At 64.2% G+C, this 19,939-nt stretch carries 16 protein-coding genes; 10 read left to right on the top strand and 6 right to left on the bottom strand.

The window, feature by feature from the left end; all coding sequences use genetic code 11:
• Positions 1 to 2: 2 nt before the first annotated feature.
• Together KUF59_RS37445 and KUF59_RS37440 are read left to right on the top strand one after the other, a co-directional pair.
• A complete protein-coding gene (locus tag KUF59_RS37445) occupies positions 3 to 506 on the top strand; it encodes a GFA family protein (RefSeq protein WP_212460407.1) in 504 nt (167 codons plus the stop codon).
• A gap of 108 nt (positions 507 to 614) precedes the next feature.
• Positions 615 to 2,276, top strand: coding sequence for a thiamine pyrophosphate-binding protein (locus tag KUF59_RS37440; RefSeq protein WP_212460408.1), 1,662 nt, complete (start codon positions 615 to 617; stop codon positions 2,274 to 2,276).
• A gap of 203 nt (positions 2,277 to 2,479) precedes the next feature.
• Here KUF59_RS37440 and KUF59_RS37435 read toward each other — a convergent pair whose 3' ends face one another.
• The gene (locus KUF59_RS37435) at positions 2,480 to 3,859 is read right to left on the bottom strand and encodes an LLM class flavin-dependent oxidoreductase (RefSeq protein ID WP_212460409.1); all 1,380 of its coding nucleotides are present in this window, start codon (positions 3,857 to 3,859) and stop codon (positions 2,480 to 2,482) included.
• A gap of 193 nt (positions 3,860 to 4,052) precedes the next feature.
• Here KUF59_RS37435 and KUF59_RS37430 point away from each other — a divergent pair, with 193 nt between their 5' ends.
• The 6 genes from KUF59_RS37430 (at position 4,053) to KUF59_RS37405 (ending at position 9,920) form a co-directional block, all read left to right on the top strand.
• Positions 4,053 to 5,438: a M20 family metallopeptidase gene (locus KUF59_RS37430; RefSeq protein ID WP_212460410.1), complete on the top strand. Its 1,386-nt coding sequence runs from the start codon at positions 4,053 to 4,055 to the stop codon at positions 5,436 to 5,438.
• Between the two features lie 84 nt (positions 5,439 to 5,522).
• A complete protein-coding gene (locus KUF59_RS37425) occupies positions 5,523 to 6,434 on the top strand; it encodes an amino acid ABC transporter substrate-binding protein (protein WP_212460411.1) in 912 nt (303 codons plus the stop codon).
• Positions 6,435 to 6,698: 264 nt separating this feature from the next.
• Positions 6,699 to 7,430, top strand: a complete 732-nt coding sequence (locus KUF59_RS37420; protein ID WP_212460412.1) for an amino acid ABC transporter permease — start codon at positions 6,699 to 6,701, stop codon at positions 7,428 to 7,430.
• Positions 7,431 to 7,433: 3 nt separating this feature from the next.
• Complete coding sequence (locus KUF59_RS37415) at positions 7,434 to 8,126, top strand: amino acid ABC transporter permease (protein ID WP_212460413.1); 693 nt, start codon at positions 7,434 to 7,436, stop codon at positions 8,124 to 8,126.
• A gap of 11 nt (positions 8,127 to 8,137) precedes the next feature.
• Positions 8,138 to 8,869 (top strand): amino acid ABC transporter ATP-binding protein, encoded by a 732-nt coding sequence (locus tag KUF59_RS37410; RefSeq protein ID WP_212460414.1) that lies wholly within the window; start codon positions 8,138 to 8,140, stop codon positions 8,867 to 8,869.
• Between the two features lie 190 nt (positions 8,870 to 9,059).
• Positions 9,060 to 9,920, top strand: a complete 861-nt coding sequence (locus KUF59_RS37405) for a D-amino-acid transaminase (RefSeq protein WP_212460415.1) — start codon at positions 9,060 to 9,062, stop codon at positions 9,918 to 9,920.
• A 176-nt stretch (positions 9,921 to 10,096) separates the two neighbouring features.
• Here KUF59_RS37405 and KUF59_RS37400 read toward each other — a convergent pair whose 3' ends face one another.
• The 4 genes from KUF59_RS37400 to KUF59_RS37385 form a co-directional block, all read right to left on the bottom strand.
• Positions 10,097 to 10,558: a carboxymuconolactone decarboxylase family protein gene (locus tag KUF59_RS37400; protein ID WP_212460416.1), complete on the bottom strand. Its 462-nt coding sequence runs from the start codon at positions 10,556 to 10,558 to the stop codon at positions 10,097 to 10,099.
• Between the two features lie 35 nt (positions 10,559 to 10,593).
• Positions 10,594 to 12,210, bottom strand: a complete 1,617-nt coding sequence (locus KUF59_RS37395) for an MDR family MFS transporter (RefSeq protein WP_212460417.1) — start codon at positions 12,208 to 12,210, stop codon at positions 10,594 to 10,596.
• Positions 12,211 to 12,325: 115 nt separating this feature from the next.
• Positions 12,326 to 13,501 (bottom strand): HlyD family secretion protein, encoded by a 1,176-nt coding sequence (locus tag KUF59_RS37390; protein WP_212460418.1) that lies wholly within the window; start codon positions 13,499 to 13,501, stop codon positions 12,326 to 12,328.
• A gap of 225 nt (positions 13,502 to 13,726) precedes the next feature.
• Entirely contained in the window at positions 13,727 to 14,482 is a 756-nt protein-coding gene (locus KUF59_RS37385; RefSeq protein WP_212460419.1) for a TSUP family transporter, read from the bottom strand.
• Between the two features lie 97 nt (positions 14,483 to 14,579).
• Here KUF59_RS37385 and KUF59_RS37380 point away from each other — a divergent pair, with 97 nt between their 5' ends.
• A complete protein-coding gene (locus KUF59_RS37380) occupies positions 14,580 to 15,512 on the top strand; it encodes a LysR substrate-binding domain-containing protein (RefSeq protein ID WP_212460420.1) in 933 nt (310 codons plus the stop codon).
• A 51-nt stretch (positions 15,513 to 15,563) separates the two neighbouring features.
• Positions 15,564 to 16,475, top strand: a complete 912-nt coding sequence (locus KUF59_RS37375) for a LysR family transcriptional regulator (RefSeq protein ID WP_212460421.1) — start codon at positions 15,564 to 15,566, stop codon at positions 16,473 to 16,475.
• A gap of 3 nt (positions 16,476 to 16,478) precedes the next feature.
• Here KUF59_RS37375 and KUF59_RS37370 read toward each other — a convergent pair whose 3' ends face one another.
• Entirely contained in the window at positions 16,479 to 19,922 is a 3,444-nt protein-coding gene (locus KUF59_RS37370) for an indolepyruvate ferredoxin oxidoreductase family protein (RefSeq protein ID WP_212460422.1), read from the bottom strand.
• Between the last annotated feature and the right edge of the window lie 17 nt (positions 19,923 to 19,939).

Genomic DNA, 19,939 nt, shown 5'->3' with positions numbered 1-19,939 from the left:
TCATGGCCAAAGCCGCCGTCGCCGCAGGAACCGCCACCGGCCAGTGCCTGTGCGGCAAGGTGACCTTCGAGATCGATGTTCCCGCGCGCTGGGCCTGGCATGATCATTCGGCAAGCTCCCGCCGCGCCCATGGCGCGGCCTACGCCACCTATGTCGGAAGCTGGAAGAAGCGGTTTCGCATCACCTCTGGCAAGACCGCGCTGGCGCGTTACGAAGACAAGGCCACGAAGACTACGCGCAGCTTCTGCACGCATTGCGGCACGCCGATCATGTACGAGCGCCCGCGCTCTCAGCACATGGTCAACATCCCTCGCGCGCTCTTCAAGGAACGCACCGGCCGGCAGCCGCTCTATCACATCGCCATCGAAGAGCTTCAGGAATGGGCCTACACCGGCGAGCCGCTGGTGCCGCTCAAAGGCTTTCCCGGCGTGGTCTGGCAGCGCTCGAAAAAGAGGAGGCGCGCTAGCGGCGAGGACCCGTTCGAGCTCGGCCACGACGAGATGTGAGGTCTTGGCGCAAGGCAGCCATGAGCGCGCTTCCTTGCGCGCATCTGGCGAATTCGGTCATCATGCGCTCCGTGCCCAGCGGCAACGACCGTCCGGCCAGGAGGAACAATGAAGAACCGCATCACCGGCCGCTCGGCGTTTCTGGCGCTGCTCAAGGACGAGGGCATTACGCATCTGTTCGGCAATCCCGGCACCACCGAATTGCCGATCATGCATGCGCTGAAGGACCATCCCGATCTCACCTATGTGATGGCGATGCAGGAAAGCCTCGTCGTCGCGATCGCCGACGGTTTTAGCCGCGCCTCCGGAAAACTTGTCGCCTGCAACGTCCATGTCGCGCCCGGCCTCGGCAATGCGATGGGCTCGCTCTACAACGCGCAGTTCACGGGCACGCCGATGATCCTGACCGCGGGCCAGCAGGAGCAGGGTCACGGGCTGATGGAGCCGGTACTCGCGGGTCCGCTGGTGCGCATGGCCGAGCCGCTGGTGAAATGGGCGGTGGAAGTCACGCGACTGGAGGACCTGCCGCGCATCGTGCGCCGCGCGGCAAAAATCGCGACCACGCCGCCGACCGGCCCGGTGTTCATCTCGCTGCCGGGCGATATCCTCAATGCCGAAGCCGGCATCGATCTCGGCCGCTCCACCCGGATCGATGCGCGGACGAAACCATCCGACGAGGCACTGAGGGCATTTGCTGCACGTTTGCTCAAGGCCGAGCGTCCCGTCGTCGTCACCATGGACGAGGTCGTCAAGAGCGACGCGCTGAAGGAGGCGGCCGAGCTTGCGGAACTGCTCGGGGCCGCCGCCTATCAGTCGTCGACGCCCTATGGTGCGCACTTCCTCTCCGAGAGCCCGAGCTTCGTCGGCACGCTCGCCCGCGTGCAAAAAGTCGCGCGCGACACGCTCGCGCCGCATGACCTTCTGATCGCGCTCGGCGGCGATCCCCTGCGCATGTCGGTCTACAGCGAGGTCGATGCGTTGCCGGACGGACTCGGGATCGTGCAAATCGGCCTCGCCGACTGGGAGATCGCCAAGAACTATGGCGTCGAGATTGCGCTCAAGGCCGATGTGAAGGAAACGCTGCGCGCGCTGATTCCGGTGCTGAAGGAGATGGGCGGCGCGGCGCTCGCGAGCCGCGCGAAACAGCGGCTCGCCGAACTCGCGCCGAAGAACTGGACCGCGCGCCGCGCGGCTCTCGTCGAGCAGATCGGAAAGACCAGGGACCGCAACCCCATCGATCCGGACTTCCTGGTGCTGCAAATGGTCGAGGCGATGCCCGACCACGGGATCCTCGTCGACGAAGGCCTTACCTCGGGACGGCAGATCACGAACCTGCGCCCGCATCGCGACCGCTACGGCTATCACGGGCTGGCTTCGGGTGGCATCGGCTGGGGCCTGCCGGCGTCGGTCGGCGTCAGCCTCGCGAACCCCGAACGCCCCGTCGTGTGCTTCTCCGGCGACGGCAGCGCGATGTATTCGATCCAGTCGCTGTGGACCGCCGCGCACCACAAGCTGCCGCTCACGGTCGTCATCGCCAACAATGGCGGCTACCGCATCATCAAGCAGCGCCTGCTCGCCTTCCACGGCGATGACAATTATGTCGGCATGGATTTTGTCGATCCGCCCGTGGACTTCGCAGGCATTGCAAAATCGCTGGGCTGCGAGGCGATCAAGGTGACGGATCCGGCGGAGTTGAAGTCGGTGTTTGCGTCGGCATTCAATCGGCCGGGTACAAAACTGATTGAGGTGATGGTGGACGGGAAGGTGTAAGGACGTAGGGCGGGACGCACACTGCCTCCCCAACGTCGTCCTGGCGAAAGCCAGGACCCATGCCGCGGAATCTATCGACGGCGGGCGGTGCTAATCCCGAACGACGAGTCTTCGCAAAACTTCTCCCTGGGGTTATGGGTCCTGGCTTTCGCCAGGACGACACCGAGGGAGTGGCAACCCGCGTGGCTACCTGACCTGTAACTCTACCCCTTCTTCCCCACCCGATACCCCGCGGCCGGATGTGGCGCGGCCAACCGCGCGCGGCCTGAACCGAACAGCTTTTCCCGCAGCGTGCCCTTCGCATAGTCCGGCTTGTAGCGTCCGCGCTTCGTCAGCTCCGGCACCAGCATGTCCGAAATGTCCTCGAAATCGCCGGGCGAGATCGCAAAGGCGACGTTGAGGCCGTCGACGTCGGTCTTCTCAAACCACTCTTCGATCTTGTCAGCGACGCTCTCGGGCGTGCCGACCACGACGGGGCCGGCGCCGCCGATGCCGACATGTTCGATGACGTCGCGCACCGTCCAGACCCGATCGGGGTCGGCGCGCGTGACATTGTCCATGGCGCTGCGGCCGGCGTCGTTCTGCACGTGGCGCACCTGCTGGTCGAGCTCGTAGCCGGAGAAGTCGACACCGGTCCATCCCGACATCAGCGCCAGCGCGCCCTCGGGGTTGATGTGCGCGCGATAGTCGGCGTATTTTGCCTTCGCCGCGGCCTCGGTATTCCCGAGGATGATCGTCATCATCGAGAACATCAAGATTTCCTGGGGATTGCGCCCGAGCTCGGCCGCCGTCTCGCGGATCGCCGACACGCGCGGCGCGATCACCTTCGCCGACGGACCCGACATGAACACGCATTCGGCGTGCTGTGCCGCGAACTGCCGTCCGCGCGGCGATGTGCCGGCCTGGTACAGCACGGGCGTCCGCTGCGGCGACGGCTCGCTCAGATGAATGGTGTTGTTGATCCGGTAGTTCGCACCGTCATGATTGACGCGATGAACCTTTGCGGGATCGGTGAAGATGCCGCGCGTGCGGTCGCGCAGCACCGCATCGTCCTCCCAGCTTCCTTCCCAGAGCTTGTAGACGACCTCCATATATTCGTCGGCGATGTCGTAGCGGTCGTCATGCCCGGTCTGCTTCTGCTTGCCGGCGCCGCGCGCGGCGCTGTCGAGATAGCCGGTGACGACGTTCCACCCGATCCGCCCCTCGGTGAGATGATCGAGCGTCGACATCCGCCGTGCGAACGGATAGGGCGGCTCGTAGGAGAGGTTGGAGGTGACGCCAAAGCCCAGATCTTTCGTCACCGCCGCCATCGCCGAGAGCAGCAGCAGTGGCTCGTTCGACGGTGTCTGCGCTGCATTGCGCAATGCAGCGTCGGGGCTGTTGCCATAGACGTCATAGACGCCGAGCACGTCGGCGAGGAACAACCCGTCGAAACGGCCGCGCTCCAGCGTTTTGGCAAGATCGATCCAGTAGGGCAGGCGGTTATACTCGGCGGTGCGGTCGCGGGGATGGGTCCACAGGCCCGGCGATTGATGCGCCACACAATTCATCGCAAATGCGTTGAGCCTGATCTCTTTTGCCATGCTGTCCCTCGGCGCCCTCAGCCCGGCGCTCTTGGAATGTTAGATGCAGCGCGAAACTTGGCGAAGTTCTTGCATTAGTCATACTCTTGTAAGTCATACTCTTGGCAAGAGCCAATTCGCACCCTCGTCCACTTTTGCGAGCCCGCGTAAGTCGTGAGACTTGCTCCAGACTGAAGCCCTGCTAAAGAAGGCAATGACCAGAGCCGACGCCATCGCCCGCGCCCGTCACGACATCACGTCCGGCGCCTTCCTCACCGAACTCGATCGCCGCGTCTCCTACAAGACCGAAAGCCAGAACGGGTCGCGCTCCGCCGAGTTGCGCGCCTATCTGGAACAGGAGATGCAGCCGGCGTTCGCGGCGCTCGATTTCGAAAGCCGGATGGTGGAATCCCCGAGCGGCAAGGCGCCGTTCCTGATCGCCGAGCATCGCGAGAGCAGTTCCGCGCCGACCGTGCTGATCTACGGCCATGGCGACGTCGTCGACGGCATGGAGGGCGAGTGGCGCGACAACCGCGATCCCTGGCGCACGACGATTTCAGGCGCGCGCGTCTATGGCCGCGGCACCGCCGACAACAAGGGCCAGCACAGCATCAACATGGCCGCGCTGCGCGCCGTGCGCGACGCCCGAGGCGGCAAGCTCGGCTTCAATGCAAAGTTCATCGTCGAGATGGGCGAGGAGATCGGCTCGCCCGATCTCGGCAAGGTCTGCGACGCCAATCGCGACGCGCTCAAGGCCGATCTGTTCATGGCCTCCGACGGGCCGCGGCTGTCAGCCGATCGTCCGACGCTGTTCCTCGGCTGCCGCGGCGGCATCCGCATCCATCTCGACGTCAACCTGCGCGATGGCGGCAACCATTCCGGCAATTGGGGTGGCGTGCTCGCCAACCCAGCGACCATCCTGGTGAACGCGATTGCGACGCTGGTCGACGGCAATGGCCGCCTTCAGCTCGATGCGCTGAAACCGCCGCGGCTGACCAACCAGATCAGGAGTTTCCTGGCCGATGTGAAGGTCGAGCCGACCGCGGACGAGCCCGCGCTCGCCGAGAACTGGGGCGAGGAAGGCCTGTCCGACGCCGAGCGGCTGTTCGCCTGGAATACGCTGGAAGTGCTGGCGGTGTCCTCGGGCAATATCGAGAAGCCTGCGAACGCGATCCCCGGCCACGCCAATGCCGTGCTGCAACTGCGCTTCGTCGTCGGCACCAGGATCGACGGGATGATCGAGGCGATCCGCGCCCATCTCGATGCGAAGGGCTTTCCGATGGTCGAGGTGCGGGCGGCGCAGAGCTTTGCCGCCTCGCGCACCGATTTTGACAGTCCCTGGATCAAATGGGCCGCGGCCTCGGTCCAGAAGACCACCGGGAAGGCGCCGGCGATTCTGCCGAATTTCGGCGGCTCGCTGCCCAACGACGTGTTTTCGGACATTTTGGGCCTGCCGACGATCTGGGTCCCGCACTCCTATCCCGGCTGCTCCCAGCACGCCCCCAACGAGCACATTTTGTTGCCCCTGACCGAGGAGGCGCTTGCTACAATGGCGGGCCTGTTCTGGGATCTGGGGGAGCTGCCGCGCCCGCTGGGTTAGACTTTGGGGGGAGCCGAAAGTCACATTCTAATCCGGCCCAATTTGTGCCAGCATCCGGCCGCACTATCCATAAGGGGAGAAAAAGTGAAACATTTCCGTAACGTAGGCCTCGCGCTCGCCGCCACCTTGGTCGCGAGCCAGGCCGGTGCCCAGGAGCTCACCGGCACCTTGAAGAACATCAAGGACACCGGGGCCATCACCCTTGGCTTCCGCGACTCCTCGATCCCGTTCTCCTATCTGGACGACAACCAGAAGCCCGTCGGGTTCGCGATGGACATCTGCCTCAAGATCGTCGATGCCGTGAAGAAGGAGCTCAAGCTCGACAAGCTCGAGGTGAAGCTCAACCCGGTGACCTCGGCGACGCGTATTCCGCTGATGGCGAACGGCACGATCGACCTCGAATGCGGCTCGACCACCAACAATGCCGAACGGCAAAAGCAGGTCGCCTTCACCAACACCCACTTCCTCACCGCCAGCCGCTACGTCTTCAAGAAGTCGAGCGGCCTCAAGTCGATCGAGGATTTGAAGGGCAAGACGGTGGTCTCGACCGCCGGCACCACCAACATCAAGCAGCTCACTGAAGCCAACGTCGCTAAGGGCCTCGGCGCCAACATCATCCCGGCCAAGGACCATGCCGAAGCCTTCCTGATGGTCGAGACCGATCGCGCGGTGGCCTTCGTGATGGACGACATCCTGCTGGCGAGTCTCGTTGCCGGCTCGAAGGCGCCGGGCGACTACGTCATCTCCAAGGATGCGTTCTCCAAGCCCGAGCCCTACGGCATCATGCTGCGCAAGGACGACGCGCCCTTCAAGAAGGTGGTCGATGCGGCGACCGCCGCGCTCTACACCTCGGGCGAAGGCGAGAAGATCTACAACAAATGGTTCATGGAAAAGGTGCCGCCGAAGGGCCTGAACCTCAACACGCCGATCTCGGCCGAGTTGAAGAACGAGTTCGCCAAGCCGACGGACTCGCCGAGCCCGGACGACTACAAGTAAGACGGACTCTTCGCCTCTCCCCGCTTGCGGGGAGAGGCCGGAATTCGCGCGTAGCGCGGATTCCGGGTGAGGGGGAGTCTCCACGAGGTCAACTATCACCTCCTTCGTGGAGAGCCCCCACGCCAACCCTCGCAGGGCGAGCTTGCTCGTCCCGACCCCGCACGCGGGGAGAGGGAGTTGAGTGCGGCCAATCTGGAGGGAATGGCCGGACATTTGCATAGACGATTTCGGTTTTTGTAATCGTCGCGTTCGCGTGGGGGACTCGTGAACTACAATTGGAACTGGAAGATATTTCTCGAGCCGAACCCGATGGGGACCGGCACCTATCTCGACCTGCTGTTGTCGGGCCTGGTGCTGACCCTCAAGACGGCGCTGCTCGCCTGGATCATCGCACTGGCCGTCGGCTCGATCGTCGGCGTGCTGCGGACGCTGCCCTCCCGGGGCGCCTACTGGTTCGGCTTCTGCTGGGTCGAATTCTTCCGCAACATGCCGCTCCTGGTGCAGTTGTTCCTGTGGTTCTTCGTGCTGCCGGAGATCTTGCCGCGCGCGGCCGGCCTGTGGCTGAAGCAATTGCCGAACGCGCCGTTCTGGACGGCCGCGATCGGCGTCGGCCTGTTCATGTCGGCGCGCGTCGCCGTGCAATTGCAGGCCGGCATCGGCTCGTTGCCGCGCGGCCAGAAGATGGCGGCGACCGCGCTCGGGCTCACCACCGTGCAGGGCTATCGCTACGTGCTGCTGCCGATGGCCTTCCGCATCATCCTGCCGCCGCTGACCTCCGAGTTCCTCAACACCATCAAGAACACGGCGGTCGCCATCACCATCGGCCTGATCGAGCTCACCGGGCAGGCGCGCTCGATGCAGGAATTCTCGTTCCAGGTGTTCGAGGCCTTCACCGCCGCGACCATCCTGTATCTCCTCGTCAACGCCGTCGTCGTGACCGCGATGCGCTTCCTCGAGCGCTACGTCGCGATCCCCGGCTACATCACGGGGAAATAACCAATGCTCGGCAGTTTCGATTTCGACGTCATCCGCCGCTCGCTGCCCTATCTGTTCTATGAGGGCATGACCTTCACGCTGACGCTGACGGCGCTCGCCGCTTTCGGCGGCCTGGTCTTCGGCACGGCCATCGCGCTGATGCGCCTGTCCGGCTACAAGATCCTCGGGCGCATCGCCGGCCTCTATGTCGACTTCATGCGGTCCTTGCCGCTGGTGCTCGTCATCTTCTGGTTCTACTTCCTGGTGCCCTATATCGGGCAGTGGATCACCGGCGCGCCGCGGCCGATCAAGGTCGGCGCGTTCGCCTCCTCGCTCATCACCTTCATCATGTTCGAGGCGGCGTATTTCTCCGAGATCATGCGCGCCGGCATCCAGTCGATCTCGCGCGGACAGCCGGCGGCGGCAAGCGCGCTCGGTCTCAACTATGCGCAGACCATGCGCTACGTCGTGCTGCCGCAGGCGTTCCGCAACATGCTGCCGGTGCTGCTGACGCAGACCATCGTGCTGTTCCAGGACACCTCGCTGGTCTACGTGCTGTCGATCCCCGACTTCCTGGGCGCGGCCAGCAAGGTCGCGCAGCGCGACGGACGTCTGGTCGAGATGTATCTGTTCGCGGCTGTAGTTTACTTCACCATCTCCTGTATCGCGTCCTTCGGCGTTCGCCGCCTGCAGTCGCGCATCGCCATCATCAGGTAGAGTTCTGGGTCATGATCGAAATCAGTCACGTCAACAAGTGGTACAGCCCGACCTTCCAGGTGCTGACCGACTGCACCACCAGCGTCACCAAGGGCGAGGTCGTCGTGGTGTGCGGACCGTCGGGTTCGGGCAAGTCGACGCTGATCAAATGCGTCAACGCGCTGGAGCCATTCCAGAGCGGCGACATCTCCGTCGACGGCACCAAGGTCAACGATCCCAAGACCAATTTGCCAAAGCTGCGCTCGCGCGTCGGCATGGTGTTCCAACACTTCGAGCTGTTCCCCCACCTCAAGATCATCGACAATCTCTGCCTTGCGCAAACCAAGGTGCTGGGACGGGGGCAGGACAAGGCGAAGGCGAAGGGCATGCAGCTCCTGGAGCGCGTCGGATTGAAGGAGCAGGCGGAAAAGTTTCCTGCGCAGCTCTCCGGCGGCCAGCAGCAGCGCGTCGCCATCGCACGCGCGCTCGCCATGGACCCGATCGTCATGCTGTTCGACGAGCCGACCTCGGCGCTCGATCCTGAAATGGTCAGCGAGGTGCTTGATGTCATGGTGGACCTCGCCCGCGAAGGCATGACCATGATGGTCGTCACCCACGAAATGGGTTTTGCCCGCAAGGTCGCCAACCGCGTCATCTTCATGGACCGTGGCGAGATCGTCGAGGACGCCCAGAAGGACGACTTCTTCGGCAAGCCGAGAAGCGACCGCGCGCAGAAGTTCTTGTCGAAGATTTTGTCGCATTAACTCCTCTGTCATTCCAGGACGCGCCCCTTGGCGCGGGCCCGGAATCCATCGGGCGGCAGTCCATGAGGTGAAATGGATTCCGGGCTCATTCGCTACGCGAATGCCCCGGAATGACGAAACGAGGGGTGTCGTGAGCCCCTAACTGGCGTATAAGCGCGCCAAATCCCCCTTCGCCCTCAGGAGACCTGCCTTGGACTCGATCGCCTACGTCAACGGCTCATTCGTCCCGCTCTCGGAAGCAAAGGTCTCGGTCCTCGACCGCGGCTTCCTGTTTGCGGACGGCATCTATGAGGTCGCGGCCGTGCTCGACGGCAAGCTGATCGACAACGCCTCGCATCTGGCGCGGCTGGAGCGTTCCGTCGGCGAGATCGCGCTGAAACTGCCGGAGACGGTTGCGCGCATCATCGAGATCCAGAAGGAGCTCATCACCCGCAACAAGCTGGTCAGCGGCCTCGTCTACCTCCAGGTCACGCGCGGCGCCGATACGGGACGCGACTTCGCGTTCCCCAAGAGCGGCGTCAAGTCGAGCCTGGTCATGTTCGTCTCCGAGAAGGAGATCGTGGATGCGCCGTCCGCCAAGACCGGCGTCGGTGTGATCACGGTGCCCGACATCCGCTGGGAACGTCGCGACATCAAGAGCGTGGCGCTGCTGGCGCAGGTGTTGGCGAAGCAGGCCGCGGCCGAAGCCGGCGCCGCGGAGGCCTGGATGCTCGAGGACGGTTTCGTCACCGAAGGCGGCTCGTCCTCGGCCTTCATCCTCACCCAGGACGACGTCATCGTGACGCGCCAGAACTCCAACGCCATTTTGCCGGGCTGCACCCGTAAGGCGGTGGTGGCGCTCGCCGAAGAACGCCAGCTCCGCGTCGAGGAGCGTCCCTTCACGGTCGCCGAGGCGGTTGCCGCCAAGGAAGCCTTCATCACGTCAGCGTCGGTGTTCGTGCAGCCGGTCGTCACGATCGACGGCAAGACAGTCGGCACCGGCAAGCCCGGCCCGATGGCCACGCGCCTGCGGGAGATTTATGTCGATTTCGCCAAGGCGACGGCGAGCTAGCGCTGCGTAGGGTGGGTTAGCCCCGCGACTGCGCGCAGCGCAGGCGACGCGGCGTAACCCACCTCTTTGGTTTCCGCGGTGACAGAAGTGGTGGGTTACGCCAGTGGACCGCGCTTCGCGCGGCCACGGGGCTAACCCACCCTACGGCTCTGCCGTTGCGGCGGCCGTGCCGCGCATTACGCCACCGACGCCTTCACCTTCACCGGATGAATCGCCCGGAAGGAAATTGCGAGCCTGTTCCAGGCATTGATCGTCGCGATCAGCATGGTCAAATTGACCGTCTCCTCCTCCGAGAAATGTTTGCGGACCTGCTCATAGACATCGTCGGGCGCATGCGTGTCCGCGATCAGCGTCACCGACTCGGTCCAGGCCAGCGCAGCGCGCTCGCGGTCGGTGTAGAGCGGGGACTCGCGCCAGGCGCTCAGCAGATAGATGCGCTGCTCGGTCTCGCCGCGCTTGCGGGCGTCCTCGGTGTGCATGTTGATGCAGAAGGCGCAGCCGTTGATCTGCGACGCCCGGATCTTGACGAGCTCGATCAGGGATTTTTCCAGTCCCGTGGACTGGATCTGCGTCTCCAGCGCGCTCAGCGCTTTGATGGTGTCGGGGGCGGCCTGGTAGAAATTCATGCGGGGCTTCATGGTCGTTCTCCTGTGACGGGTCGGGGTTGATGGTCTCAGTGTGCGCCACCGGCGTCGAGGTGGCCGGGCTTCTTCAGCAGCAGGGATGCGACGAGCGCGACGATCAGCGCGGCGCCCAGCAGGAAGAACATGTCGCTGAACGCGAGGATGAACGCCTGCTTCTGCACGATCTTGCCGATGGCGGCGATGGCGCGATGCACGGCCTCGGCATGATCGACCACGCCGTGGGCCATGAAGTACTGCGTCAGCTTCTCGATCCGGGTCTGCGTCGCCTGCTCCAGCATCGAGACGGACTGCATCAGCACGTTGGAGTGATACTGCTCGCGCTTGGTCAGCAGCGTCTGCAGCAGCGCGATGCCGACGGCGCCGCCGAGGTTGCGCATCATGTTGAACAGGCCGGAGGCCGAGCCCGCATTCTCCGCCTCGATACCGGCGGTGGCGACCGCCGACAGCGGCGCGAAGACCAGGGCCTGGCCGAGGGCACGCACGATGTTGGGCCAGAACAGCTGATCGGTGGCGTAGTCGTTGGTCATATAGATGTTCATGAAGTTCGACGCGGCGAACAGGGCAAAGCCGATCCCGATGACGAGGCGGGCGTCGAAACGCTGCATCAGCCGCGGCACCAGCGGGATCAGGAGGAGTTGCGGCAGGCCGGTCCAGGCCAGCACCATGCCGATCTGCTCGGCATTGTATCCCTGGATCCGTGACAGATAGACCGGCAGGATGAACACTGACCCGTAGAGCGCGATGCCGAGCAGGAAGTTGGCGAGGATGCCGAAGCCAAAGTTGCGGCGGGCAAGCAGGCGCAGGTTGAGCAGCGGCTTGTCGGTGGTCAGCTCGATCCACAGGAACAGGCCGAGCGCGACAGCGGCGATGACCGACAGCTTGACGATGAAGGGCGAGCCGAACCAGTCGTCCTTGTTGCCTTCCTCGAGCACGGTCTGCAGCGCGGACAGGCCGATCGCCATGGTGACGATGCCGAGCCAGTCGCCCTGGCGCAGCAGCGACAGCTTCATGGGCTTGGATTCCAGCGAGGCATACAGCATCGCGATCATGATGATGCCGGGGACGAGGTTGACGTAGAAGATGTACTGCCAGCCAAAGTTCTCGGTGAGATAGCCGCCGATGGTCGGGCCGATCGCGGGCGCAAAGGTCGCCGACAGCGCGAACAGCGCAAGACCGACCGGCTGCTTGGCCTTGGGCAGCAGCGTGATGATCAGCGTGAAGGCGAGCGGGATCAGCGTGCCGCCGGTAAAGCCCTGAACGGCGCGCAGTGCGATCATCTGCGGCAAATCCTGCGCGAAGGCACAGGCGATCGACAGCGCCAGGAACAGGATCGCGTTGGTGAGGAGATAGATGCGGACCGAGAATACCTGTGCGAGCCAGCCGGAGAGTGGGATCACGACGATCTCGGCGATCAGATAGGAGGTGGAGATCCAGCCGCCGTCATCGATGCCGGCGCCGATCGCACCCTGGATGTCGGCGAGCGAGGCGTTGACGATCTGGATGTTGAGCACCGCCATGAAGGCGCCGAGCGTGGCGCCGGCAACTGCGATCCAGGTTTTTGCGGAGACGGCTGAGGTCGCGGGCGCCGCAGGGGCAGGGATGCTTACGGCGGAAGCGGCGTTGAGGGTGGGTTGGAGCGTGCTCATGAGGGCCTCGTCTCGTGTCCAGAGACAGGATGCATCAGGTGCCTGAGTTCGATAATCAGCGGAGTTCTGGAAGCATCATCCGGCAGGACTTGATAATCGCGCCGGATGATTTGCTTTAGCCGCCGTTCGGCCGCGCGGCGGTGCCGGCGACGCGCTTTGCGGTTTCACGCTCGGCGATGACAGTCGCCTTGGTGTTGACGGTCGGCTCGGCCGACATGCCCGGGCGCAACAGGCCCTTCAGCCTGGTGTCGTCGAGTACGATCTTCACCGGCACGCGCTGCACGATCTTTGTAAAATTGCCGGTGGCGTTGTCAGGCGGCAGCAATGCGAATTCGAGGCCGCTCGCCGGCGACAGGCTGTCGACATGGCCCTTCAGCCTGGTGCCGTGGAAGCCATCGATCATGAGCTCGACGGGCTGGCCGTTGCGCACATGAGTGAGCTGGGTCTCCTTGAAGTTGGCGACCACATAGACCTGGTCCAGCGGCACCACCGCCATCAGCTGCGTGCCCGCTTGCACGAATTGTCCGACGCGCAGCGTTCGCGCGCCGACCGTGCCATCGACCGGCGCCTTGATCTGCGTATAGGAGAGATTCAGCTCCGCCTGCTGCTCCACGGCGCGGGCGCGTTCGAGCTGGGCGACTGCCTTGGCGCGCTCCGTCGTGAGCACATCGACCTTGCGCTGTGCGGCCAGGAGACCGGATTGCGAGCGCTGCAATTGCGCGGTGCTGGTGCGCAGCGCCGCGTCGGTCTGTTGCGCGCGCTGCACCGTGCCGGAACCGGTCTTCATCAGGCCGTCGTAACGGGTCTGCTCTTCCTGCGCGAACTTGAGATTCGCTTCCGCAGCCGCGACGTCGGCAGTGCCTTGTTCGATGATCGGCTGTTGAAGCGCGATCTGCGCATCGAGGTTGCGAACAGCGGCTTCGGCCGCGGCGACATCAGCCCTGGCCTGGCCGAGCGCGGCCTTGAAGTCGCGATCGTCGATCTCGGCCAGCAACTGGCCCGCCTTCACGGGCTGGTTGTCGCCGACCAGGACCTGCGCGATGTAGCCGGAGACCTTCGGTGCGATGATCGTGGAGTCAGCCTTCACATAGGCATCGTCGGTGGTCTCGAGATAACGGCCGTTGATCCAGTAGTCGTGGCCGTAATAGGCGACCGCAGCGGTACCGGCGAGGAGAGCGATCACCAGTGCCGCGCGCCGGGCCACGTTGCGGACCGAAATCGAGGGTTTTGGTGTTTCAATAGCGATTTCAGCGGCTTGCTGAAAGCTTGCGGTGCGGGGCATCTCGGACATGGTGGTCTCCTATCGGGCTTTCCGATAACATCGGCTTTTCTGGTTCGGACGATAATCAGTGAAATATTGGAAGGATTATCCATTCAGAGTGGATAGTTGCTCCTGTCATCGTTGGTCTCCTCTCCTGTGCGTGGGCACCGTGATGGTCTAGCGAGCAAGACCTCCGACTGCCCCAGAGCGATTGCCCGGACTGACGAGCGATTGCTGCTAACGGGCGTGACGGACTCATCTGAAGCTCCCGAATTCGAGGACGAGGCCTTGTGCGAGGCTGACGGCGGCAGCCGCTGCGATCAGCCGCCGCGACCAGAGCGCGAAGCCGATATCGGTCAGGGCATCGAGCAGGCCGCGGGACAGCAGGGTGCCGAGTACCGCCGCGGCGATGGCGAGCAGCACGGCCAAGGGAGAGATCCCGCCGTCTTCGATCAGCAGCAGCCGGCCGAAATAGATCAGCTTGAGCACGTGGCCGATCGACTGGATCGCGGCCTTGGTGGCGATGATCTCCTTCCGGCCGAGGGCCGTCCTGACAAAGAACAAATCGAGGATCGGCCCCGAGACGCCGGAGATCAGTTGCAGGCCTGTACACAGCGTGCCGCAACCGATCGCCTGGCTTGGAGCCGTGACATTGGGGGTCAGGCGGTGTGGCAAAGCGAGACCCGCGAACGAAGTAAGGCCAATGAAAATTAGGGCTACGGGCTTGCTTGGCGCGACCAGGCCCGAGGCCACGATCACGCCGGCCAAAAGCGCACCCGCCGTGTATCGCACGACCACCGGCCGCACGATGTGCTGCCTCAAGTTCCAGGCGCGGGCGAGATTGGCCGCGATCTGGGTGATGCCGTGCAGCACCATGGCCGGTGCCACCGGCATCAGGTAAAGCAGCAAGCTCATCAGGATCATCCCGCCGGCCATGCCGAACAGGCCGGAGACGAATGACGTGGACAGCACGGACGCCGCGAGCGCTGCGGCGAAGGGCATGCTGATCATGGCGACCTCCATGAAATGCGATGCGCCTTCATGGGCCGTTTGACAGCACGCGCGCAAACGGGTTTATCTGGGCCATAGGCTCAGGAAAACTATCCCTATGGTCAGCCGTCGCCTGCCTTCGCTGAACGGATTGCGCGCCTTCGAGGCGGCTGCGCGCCATGGCAGCTTCGTCGGTGCCGCCGACGAGCTGAATGTCACGCAGGCCGCGATCAGCCGCATGGTGCGGTTGCTCGAGGAGCGGTTCGGCTTCCAGTTGTTCGAGCGCCGGCCGAACGGGCTCGATCTCACCGCGCAGGGCAAGGCGTTGCAGCCGGGACTGACGTCCGCCTTCGATGCCATTGCCGGCATTGCCGAGCAGGTCGGCGCGATGCGGACGACACCGGTGCTCACGCTCGGTGTCGGTCCGTCCTTCGCGGTGCGATGGTTGATCCCGAAACTGCGCAGCTTCTATGAGCTGCATCCGGAGATCGAGGTGCGGCTCGCGACCGGCGGCGCCATCAATCCGTATCGCGACGATTGGACTTGCGGCGTGCTGCTCGGCGACGGCAACTGGCCCGGCTATGAGGCCGAACCGTTGTTCTCAGCCGATCTGTTTCCGGTGTGCACCAAGGCGATCGCGGCGCGGCTGAAGCAACCGTCGCAGCTAGCGAAGGAGACGCTGCTCCAGGTATCGCACTGGCCGGAGGACTGGACGCTCTGGCTGGCGGCTGCCGGCGTCAATCTGCGGCGCCGCGTCGTCGGGCCGACCTTCGACAATTACGCGATGGCATTGCAGGCCGCCGTCGACGGGGCCGGCGTTGCGATGGCGCTGCGTCCTTATGTCGAGGATGACATCGCGGCCGGCCGTCTCGTCGCGCCGTTTGCACTCTCGGTGCCGAAGGGGCGCGCCTGGTACCTCGTCTATCGCCCATTCCGCAAGGACGATGCCAATTTGTCGGCATTTCGCGCCTGGCTGCGCAATGCGTTTGCGGACAAGAACGTCGCCGGCAGAGGTGGGCGGGTGCAGCCGCGTGGACTATCTGATAGATAATCGCAGTGAATTTCTCGTGATTGTCGATCAGACGCGGATAATCCGGCGGACATGGACCGATTGACCAGCCTCGAAGTGTTCAGCCGGGTGGTCGAGACCGGCGGTTTCTCCGCAGCAGCGCGCAAGCTCAACATGTCCACGACCATGGTGAGCAATCACGTTCAGGCGCTGGAGGACAGGCTCGGGGTGCGGCTGCTCAATCGCACCACGCGCAAGGTCAACCTCACCGAAATCGGCAAGGCCTATTACGACCGCTGTATCCAGATCCTCGCCGACATCGAGCAGGCCGATGACATCGCGGGCGCGCTGCAATCGACGCCGCGCGGCACCCTGCGCATCCACATCGCCACCCACATGGTTCCGTTCGTCGCGCCTGTCGTGGCAGAATTCCTCTCGTCCTATTCGCAAGTGAAGGTCGATCTGCAGATGGGCGAGGCCAATGTCGACCTGATCGAGGACGGTTTTGACATTGCGCTCCGCCTGACGGCGCCGCCGGATTCGAGCCTGATCGTGCGGAGCCTTGCCACCTGGCGTCACGTGCTGTGCTGTTCGCATGCCTACATCGAGAAGCATGGCCGGGTGCAGGCGCTCTCCGAATTGGCCGCGCATAATTGCATCCGCCATGTGAACTATCCCTTTGGCGAGGAGTGGCGCTTCCTCGATCGCAAGGGCGCGCCGGCATCGGTGCGCATCGCGGGCAATCTGATCACCAACAGCGGTGAGGCCTTGAGGACCGTGGCGCTGCAAGGCGCCGGGATCTGCCTCGCCGCCGGCTTTCTGGTGCGCGACGATCTCGAAGCCGGCCACCTGGTTCGCCTCTTGCCGGAATACCGGCCGGTCGAGCTGTCGATGAACGCGGTCTATCCGCACAAGCACCATCTGTCGGCCAAGGTCAGGACCTTCATCGATATGCTGGTGCACCACAGCGCCGAGCATCAGAAGCTGATCAACCCCTATTCCTGAGGCTCAAGCAGCGCGTCCGGTCTCTTTGCCTTCCGCGAGATTGGCCTGGCGACTTGCCACCTCGGCCTTCACCTTTGCGATCGCGACGTCCTTCACCGGTCCATAGCCGCGGATCTCCATCGGCGCCTTGGCGATGGCGAGAAGCTGAGGCAACCGTCTCGCGTCGAGGTGGGCGAGCATCTCCTCGATCAGCGCTTCATACCAGGTGATCAGCTCCCGCTCCGCGCGCCGCTCGGCCGAGTAGCCGAACGGATCGAGCGGCGTGCCGCGCAAACCCTTCAATCGCGCGAGGAAGGCGAACGGCATCTGAATCCATTGACCGAAGGCGCGCTTGCGGGGCCGGTCGCGGGCGTCGCGTCTCGCAGGCAGGAAGGGCGGCGCGAGATAATAGTTGACGCTGAAGCCATCCTCGAACTCGCGTTGAAGCTCGTCGAGGAAGCCGGTCTGCATGTGCAGGCGCGCCACCTCGTATTCGTCCTTGTAGGCCATCAGCTTGAACAGGGCGCGCGCCACCGCGTCAGTCAGGGCCTCACTACCGAATGCGGCCTCCGCGCTGCGGACCCGGGCGACCATCGTCCGGTACCGCGCCGCATAGGCTGCATCCTGATAGGCGGCGAGGAAACCGGCGCGGCGATCGATCATCTGGTCGAGCGTTTCGGTCGACGGAGCGTTGTCGGGCTTCGGCAAAGAGGCGGGATCGGCCGCGGCGATCCGACCCCAGGCAAAGGCCTGCTTGTTGCGCTCCACCGCGACGTCATTGAGCTCGATCGCCCGCAGCAGCGCTTGCAGCGAGAGCGGGACCAAACCCTGCTGCCAGGCAAAGCCGAGCATGATGATGTTGGCATAGACGGCATCGCCGAGCAGGCGTTCGGCCAGCGTGTTGGCGTTGATGGTGGCGAAATTGTTCTCGCCAATCACGCGGCCGATGGCACGCAGCCGGGCAGGCGAGGCGAGGTCGGCGTCGCGCAGGCGCACGACGTCGCCGGTCGGCATCTCCGCCGTGTTGATCGCGGCGCGCGTTCCCTGCCGGTAGGTGCTGGAGGCCTTCGGCGAGGAACTGACGACGAGATCGCAGCCGATCAGCGCGTCGGCGGCACCCTGGTCGATGCGGACCTGATGCAGCGCGTCCGGACTAGCGGCGATGCGGATGTAGCTCAACACGGGGCCGAACTTTTGCGCAAAGCCCGTGAAATCCAGCACCGAGACGCCGCGGCGTTCGAGATGCGCAGCCATGCCGATCAAGGCGCCGACCGTGATCACGCCGGTGCCGCCGACGCCGGTCACCAGGAGATCAAAGGGCTTGTCGAGCGTTGCCGGCGTTGGCAAAGGCAACGCCGTTGCTCGATCCGGCGCATCGATGTCGCTTGCCGTCTTCTTCCGCCGCGTTGCACCTTCGACGGTAACAAAGCTCGGGCAAAACCCGTTGAGGCAGGAAAAATCCTTGTTGCAGGCCGAGAGATTGATCTGCCGCTTGCGACCGAACGGCGTTTCCTTCGGCTCGACGCTGAGGCAGTTGGACTCGACCGAGCAATCGCCGCAGCCCTCGCAGACGAGATCGTTGATGTAGGCAAAGCGCTGTGGATCGACCATCTGCCCGCGCTTGCGCCGGCGGCGTTTTTCGGTGGCGCAGGTCTGCTGATAGATCAGCACGGACACGCCGGGGATTTCTCGCAAGCTCCGCTGCACGGCGTCCATCTCCTCGCGCGGATGGATCGTGACACCACTCGGCAGGTCGGCCGACGAGAACTGCGAGGGATTGTCCGAGACCAGCGCAATGCGTAAAACGCCTTCGGCGCGGACGCTGTGGGCGATGGCCTGAACGCTGACGGGCCCGTCGACCGGCTGGCCGCCGGTCATGGCGACGGCGTCGTTGAACAGGATCTTGTAAGTAATGTTGGTGCCGGCGGCGATCGCCTGCCGGATCGCCATCGAGCCGGAATGATAATAGGTGCCTTCGCCGAGGTTCTGGAAGATGTGCTTTCCGCCTGTGAACTTCGACGAGGCCGCCCAGTTCACGCCTTCGCCGCCCATCTGGATCAGCGACGATGTCTCGCGGTCCATCCAGCTTGCCATGAAATGGCAGCCGATGCCGGCCAGCGCCTTCGAGCCCTCCGGCACCTTGGTGGAGGTGTTGTGCGGGCAGCCCGAGCAGAAATAAGGCGTGCGGGTTGCGCCTGCGACCGTGATCACGCGCTGGGCTTCCGGCACGAGCGAGGCGGCGCGGGTCACGAGATCGAGTCCCCTGAACATCGGATCGAGCCGCCGTGCGAGTACATCAGCCAGCGCACGCGGCGACAATTCGCCGATCCAAGAGATCAGCCGCGCGCCCGTCTCGTCATGCTTGCCGACCATGCGTTCGGGTTTTGCGCCCGGATAGTCGTAAAAATATTCCTTGAACTGGCTTTCGATGATGCCGCGCTTCTCCTCGACGACGAGGATCTCGCGCTTGCCCCTGACGAACTCCATGGCATCGTGCAGCGCAAGCGGCCAGACCATGCCGACCTTGTAGATGTCGATGCCGATCTTGCGGCAGGCCGCTTCATCGAGGCCCAGCAGCCGCAGAGCTTCCATCAGGTCGAGGTGGGCTTTGCCGGTCGTGACGATGCCATAGGTGGCGTTGCGAATGTCGTAGATGTGGCGATCGATCGGATTGGCTTTGGCAAACGCGTAGACCGCGTGCTTCTTCGCCTCCAGCCGCTCCTCGATCTGCGGTCCCGGCAGATCGGGCCAGCGATAATGCAGGCCGCCCGGCGGCGGCGTGAAGTCGGGACGCACGAACTGCCGTGGCGGCCGCAACGCCACCGACGCGCCGGATTCGACGATCTCCGAAATCGCCTTGAAGCCGACCCACATGCCGGAGAAGCGGCTCATGGCGTAGCCATATTCGCCGAACGCCAGATATTCGCTGACGCTGGCCGGATGCAGCGTCGGCATGAACCAGCTCATGAAGGCAACGTCGGACTGGTGCGGCATCGATGAGGAGACGCAACCATGGTCGTCGCCGGCAACAACCAGCACGCCGCCATGCGGCGATGAGCCATAGGCATTGCCGTGCTTGAGCGCGTCGCCCGAGCGGTCGACGCCGGGGCCCTTGCCGTACCAGAGCCCGAACACGCCATCGACCTCGCGATCGCCTTGCGTCTCCACCTGCTGCGAGCCGAGCACTGCGGTTGCGGCGAGGTCCTCGTTGACAGCGGGGAGAAATTCGATGCGATCGTTCGTCAACCGCTCCTTGATGCGCCAGAGCTCGAGGTCGACGCCGCCGAGCGGCGAGCCGCGATAGCCGGAGATGAAGCCTGCAGTGTTGAGACCCGCGGCGCGATCGCGCTTGGCCTGGTCGAGTGCGATGCGGACGATGGCCTGCGTGCCCGTGAGGAAGACCCGGCCCTCTTCGCGGTCGTAGCGGTCGGAGAGCTCATAGGGGTCGAGGGAGGAAATGGCGTCCATGGCTAGCCTCGCGACGG

The organism is Bradyrhizobium arachidis, assembly GCF_024758505.1.
Taxonomy (GTDB): Bacteria; Pseudomonadota; Alphaproteobacteria; order Rhizobiales; family Xanthobacteraceae; genus Bradyrhizobium; species Bradyrhizobium manausense_C.
The sequence above is the reverse complement of the archived record's forward strand: the minus strand, read 5'-3'. Positions and strand labels throughout refer to the sequence as shown.

Bases quoted from the DNA above. Each gene is read 5' to 3' on its own strand.
- KUF59_RS37445 (WP_212460407.1), top strand. From the start codon at position 3: ATGGCCAAAGCCGCCGTCGCCGCAGGAACCGCCACCGGCCAGTGCCTG.
- KUF59_RS37440 (WP_212460408.1), top strand. From the start codon at position 615: ATGAAGAACCGCATCACCGGCCGCTCGGCGTTTCTGGCGCTGCTCAAG.
- KUF59_RS37435 (WP_212460409.1), bottom strand. From the start codon at position 3,859: ATGGCAAAAGAGATCAGGCTCAACGCATTTGCGATGAATTGTGTGGCG.
- KUF59_RS37430 (WP_212460410.1), top strand. From the start codon at position 4,053: ATGACCAGAGCCGACGCCATCGCCCGCGCCCGTCACGACATCACGTCC.
- KUF59_RS37415 (WP_212460413.1), top strand. From the start codon at position 7,434: ATGCTCGGCAGTTTCGATTTCGACGTCATCCGCCGCTCGCTGCCCTAT.
- KUF59_RS37410 (WP_212460414.1), top strand. From the start codon at position 8,138: ATGATCGAAATCAGTCACGTCAACAAGTGGTACAGCCCGACCTTCCAG.
- KUF59_RS37400 (WP_212460416.1), bottom strand. From the start codon at position 10,558: ATGAAGCCCCGCATGAATTTCTACCAGGCCGCCCCCGACACCATCAAA.
- KUF59_RS37395 (WP_212460417.1), bottom strand. From the start codon at position 12,210: ATGAGCACGCTCCAACCCACCCTCAACGCCGCTTCCGCCGTAAGCATC.
- KUF59_RS37390 (WP_212460418.1), bottom strand. From the start codon at position 13,501: ATGTCCGAGATGCCCCGCACCGCAAGCTTTCAGCAAGCCGCTGAAATC.
- KUF59_RS37385 (WP_212460419.1), bottom strand. From the start codon at position 14,482: ATGATCAGCATGCCCTTCGCCGCAGCGCTCGCGGCGTCCGTGCTGTCC.
- KUF59_RS37380 (WP_212460420.1), top strand. From the start codon at position 14,580: ATGGTCAGCCGTCGCCTGCCTTCGCTGAACGGATTGCGCGCCTTCGAG.
- KUF59_RS37375 (WP_212460421.1), top strand. From the start codon at position 15,564: ATGGACCGATTGACCAGCCTCGAAGTGTTCAGCCGGGTGGTCGAGACC.
- KUF59_RS37370 (WP_212460422.1), bottom strand. From the start codon at position 19,922: ATGGACGCCATTTCCTCCCTCGACCCCTATGAGCTCTCCGACCGCTAC.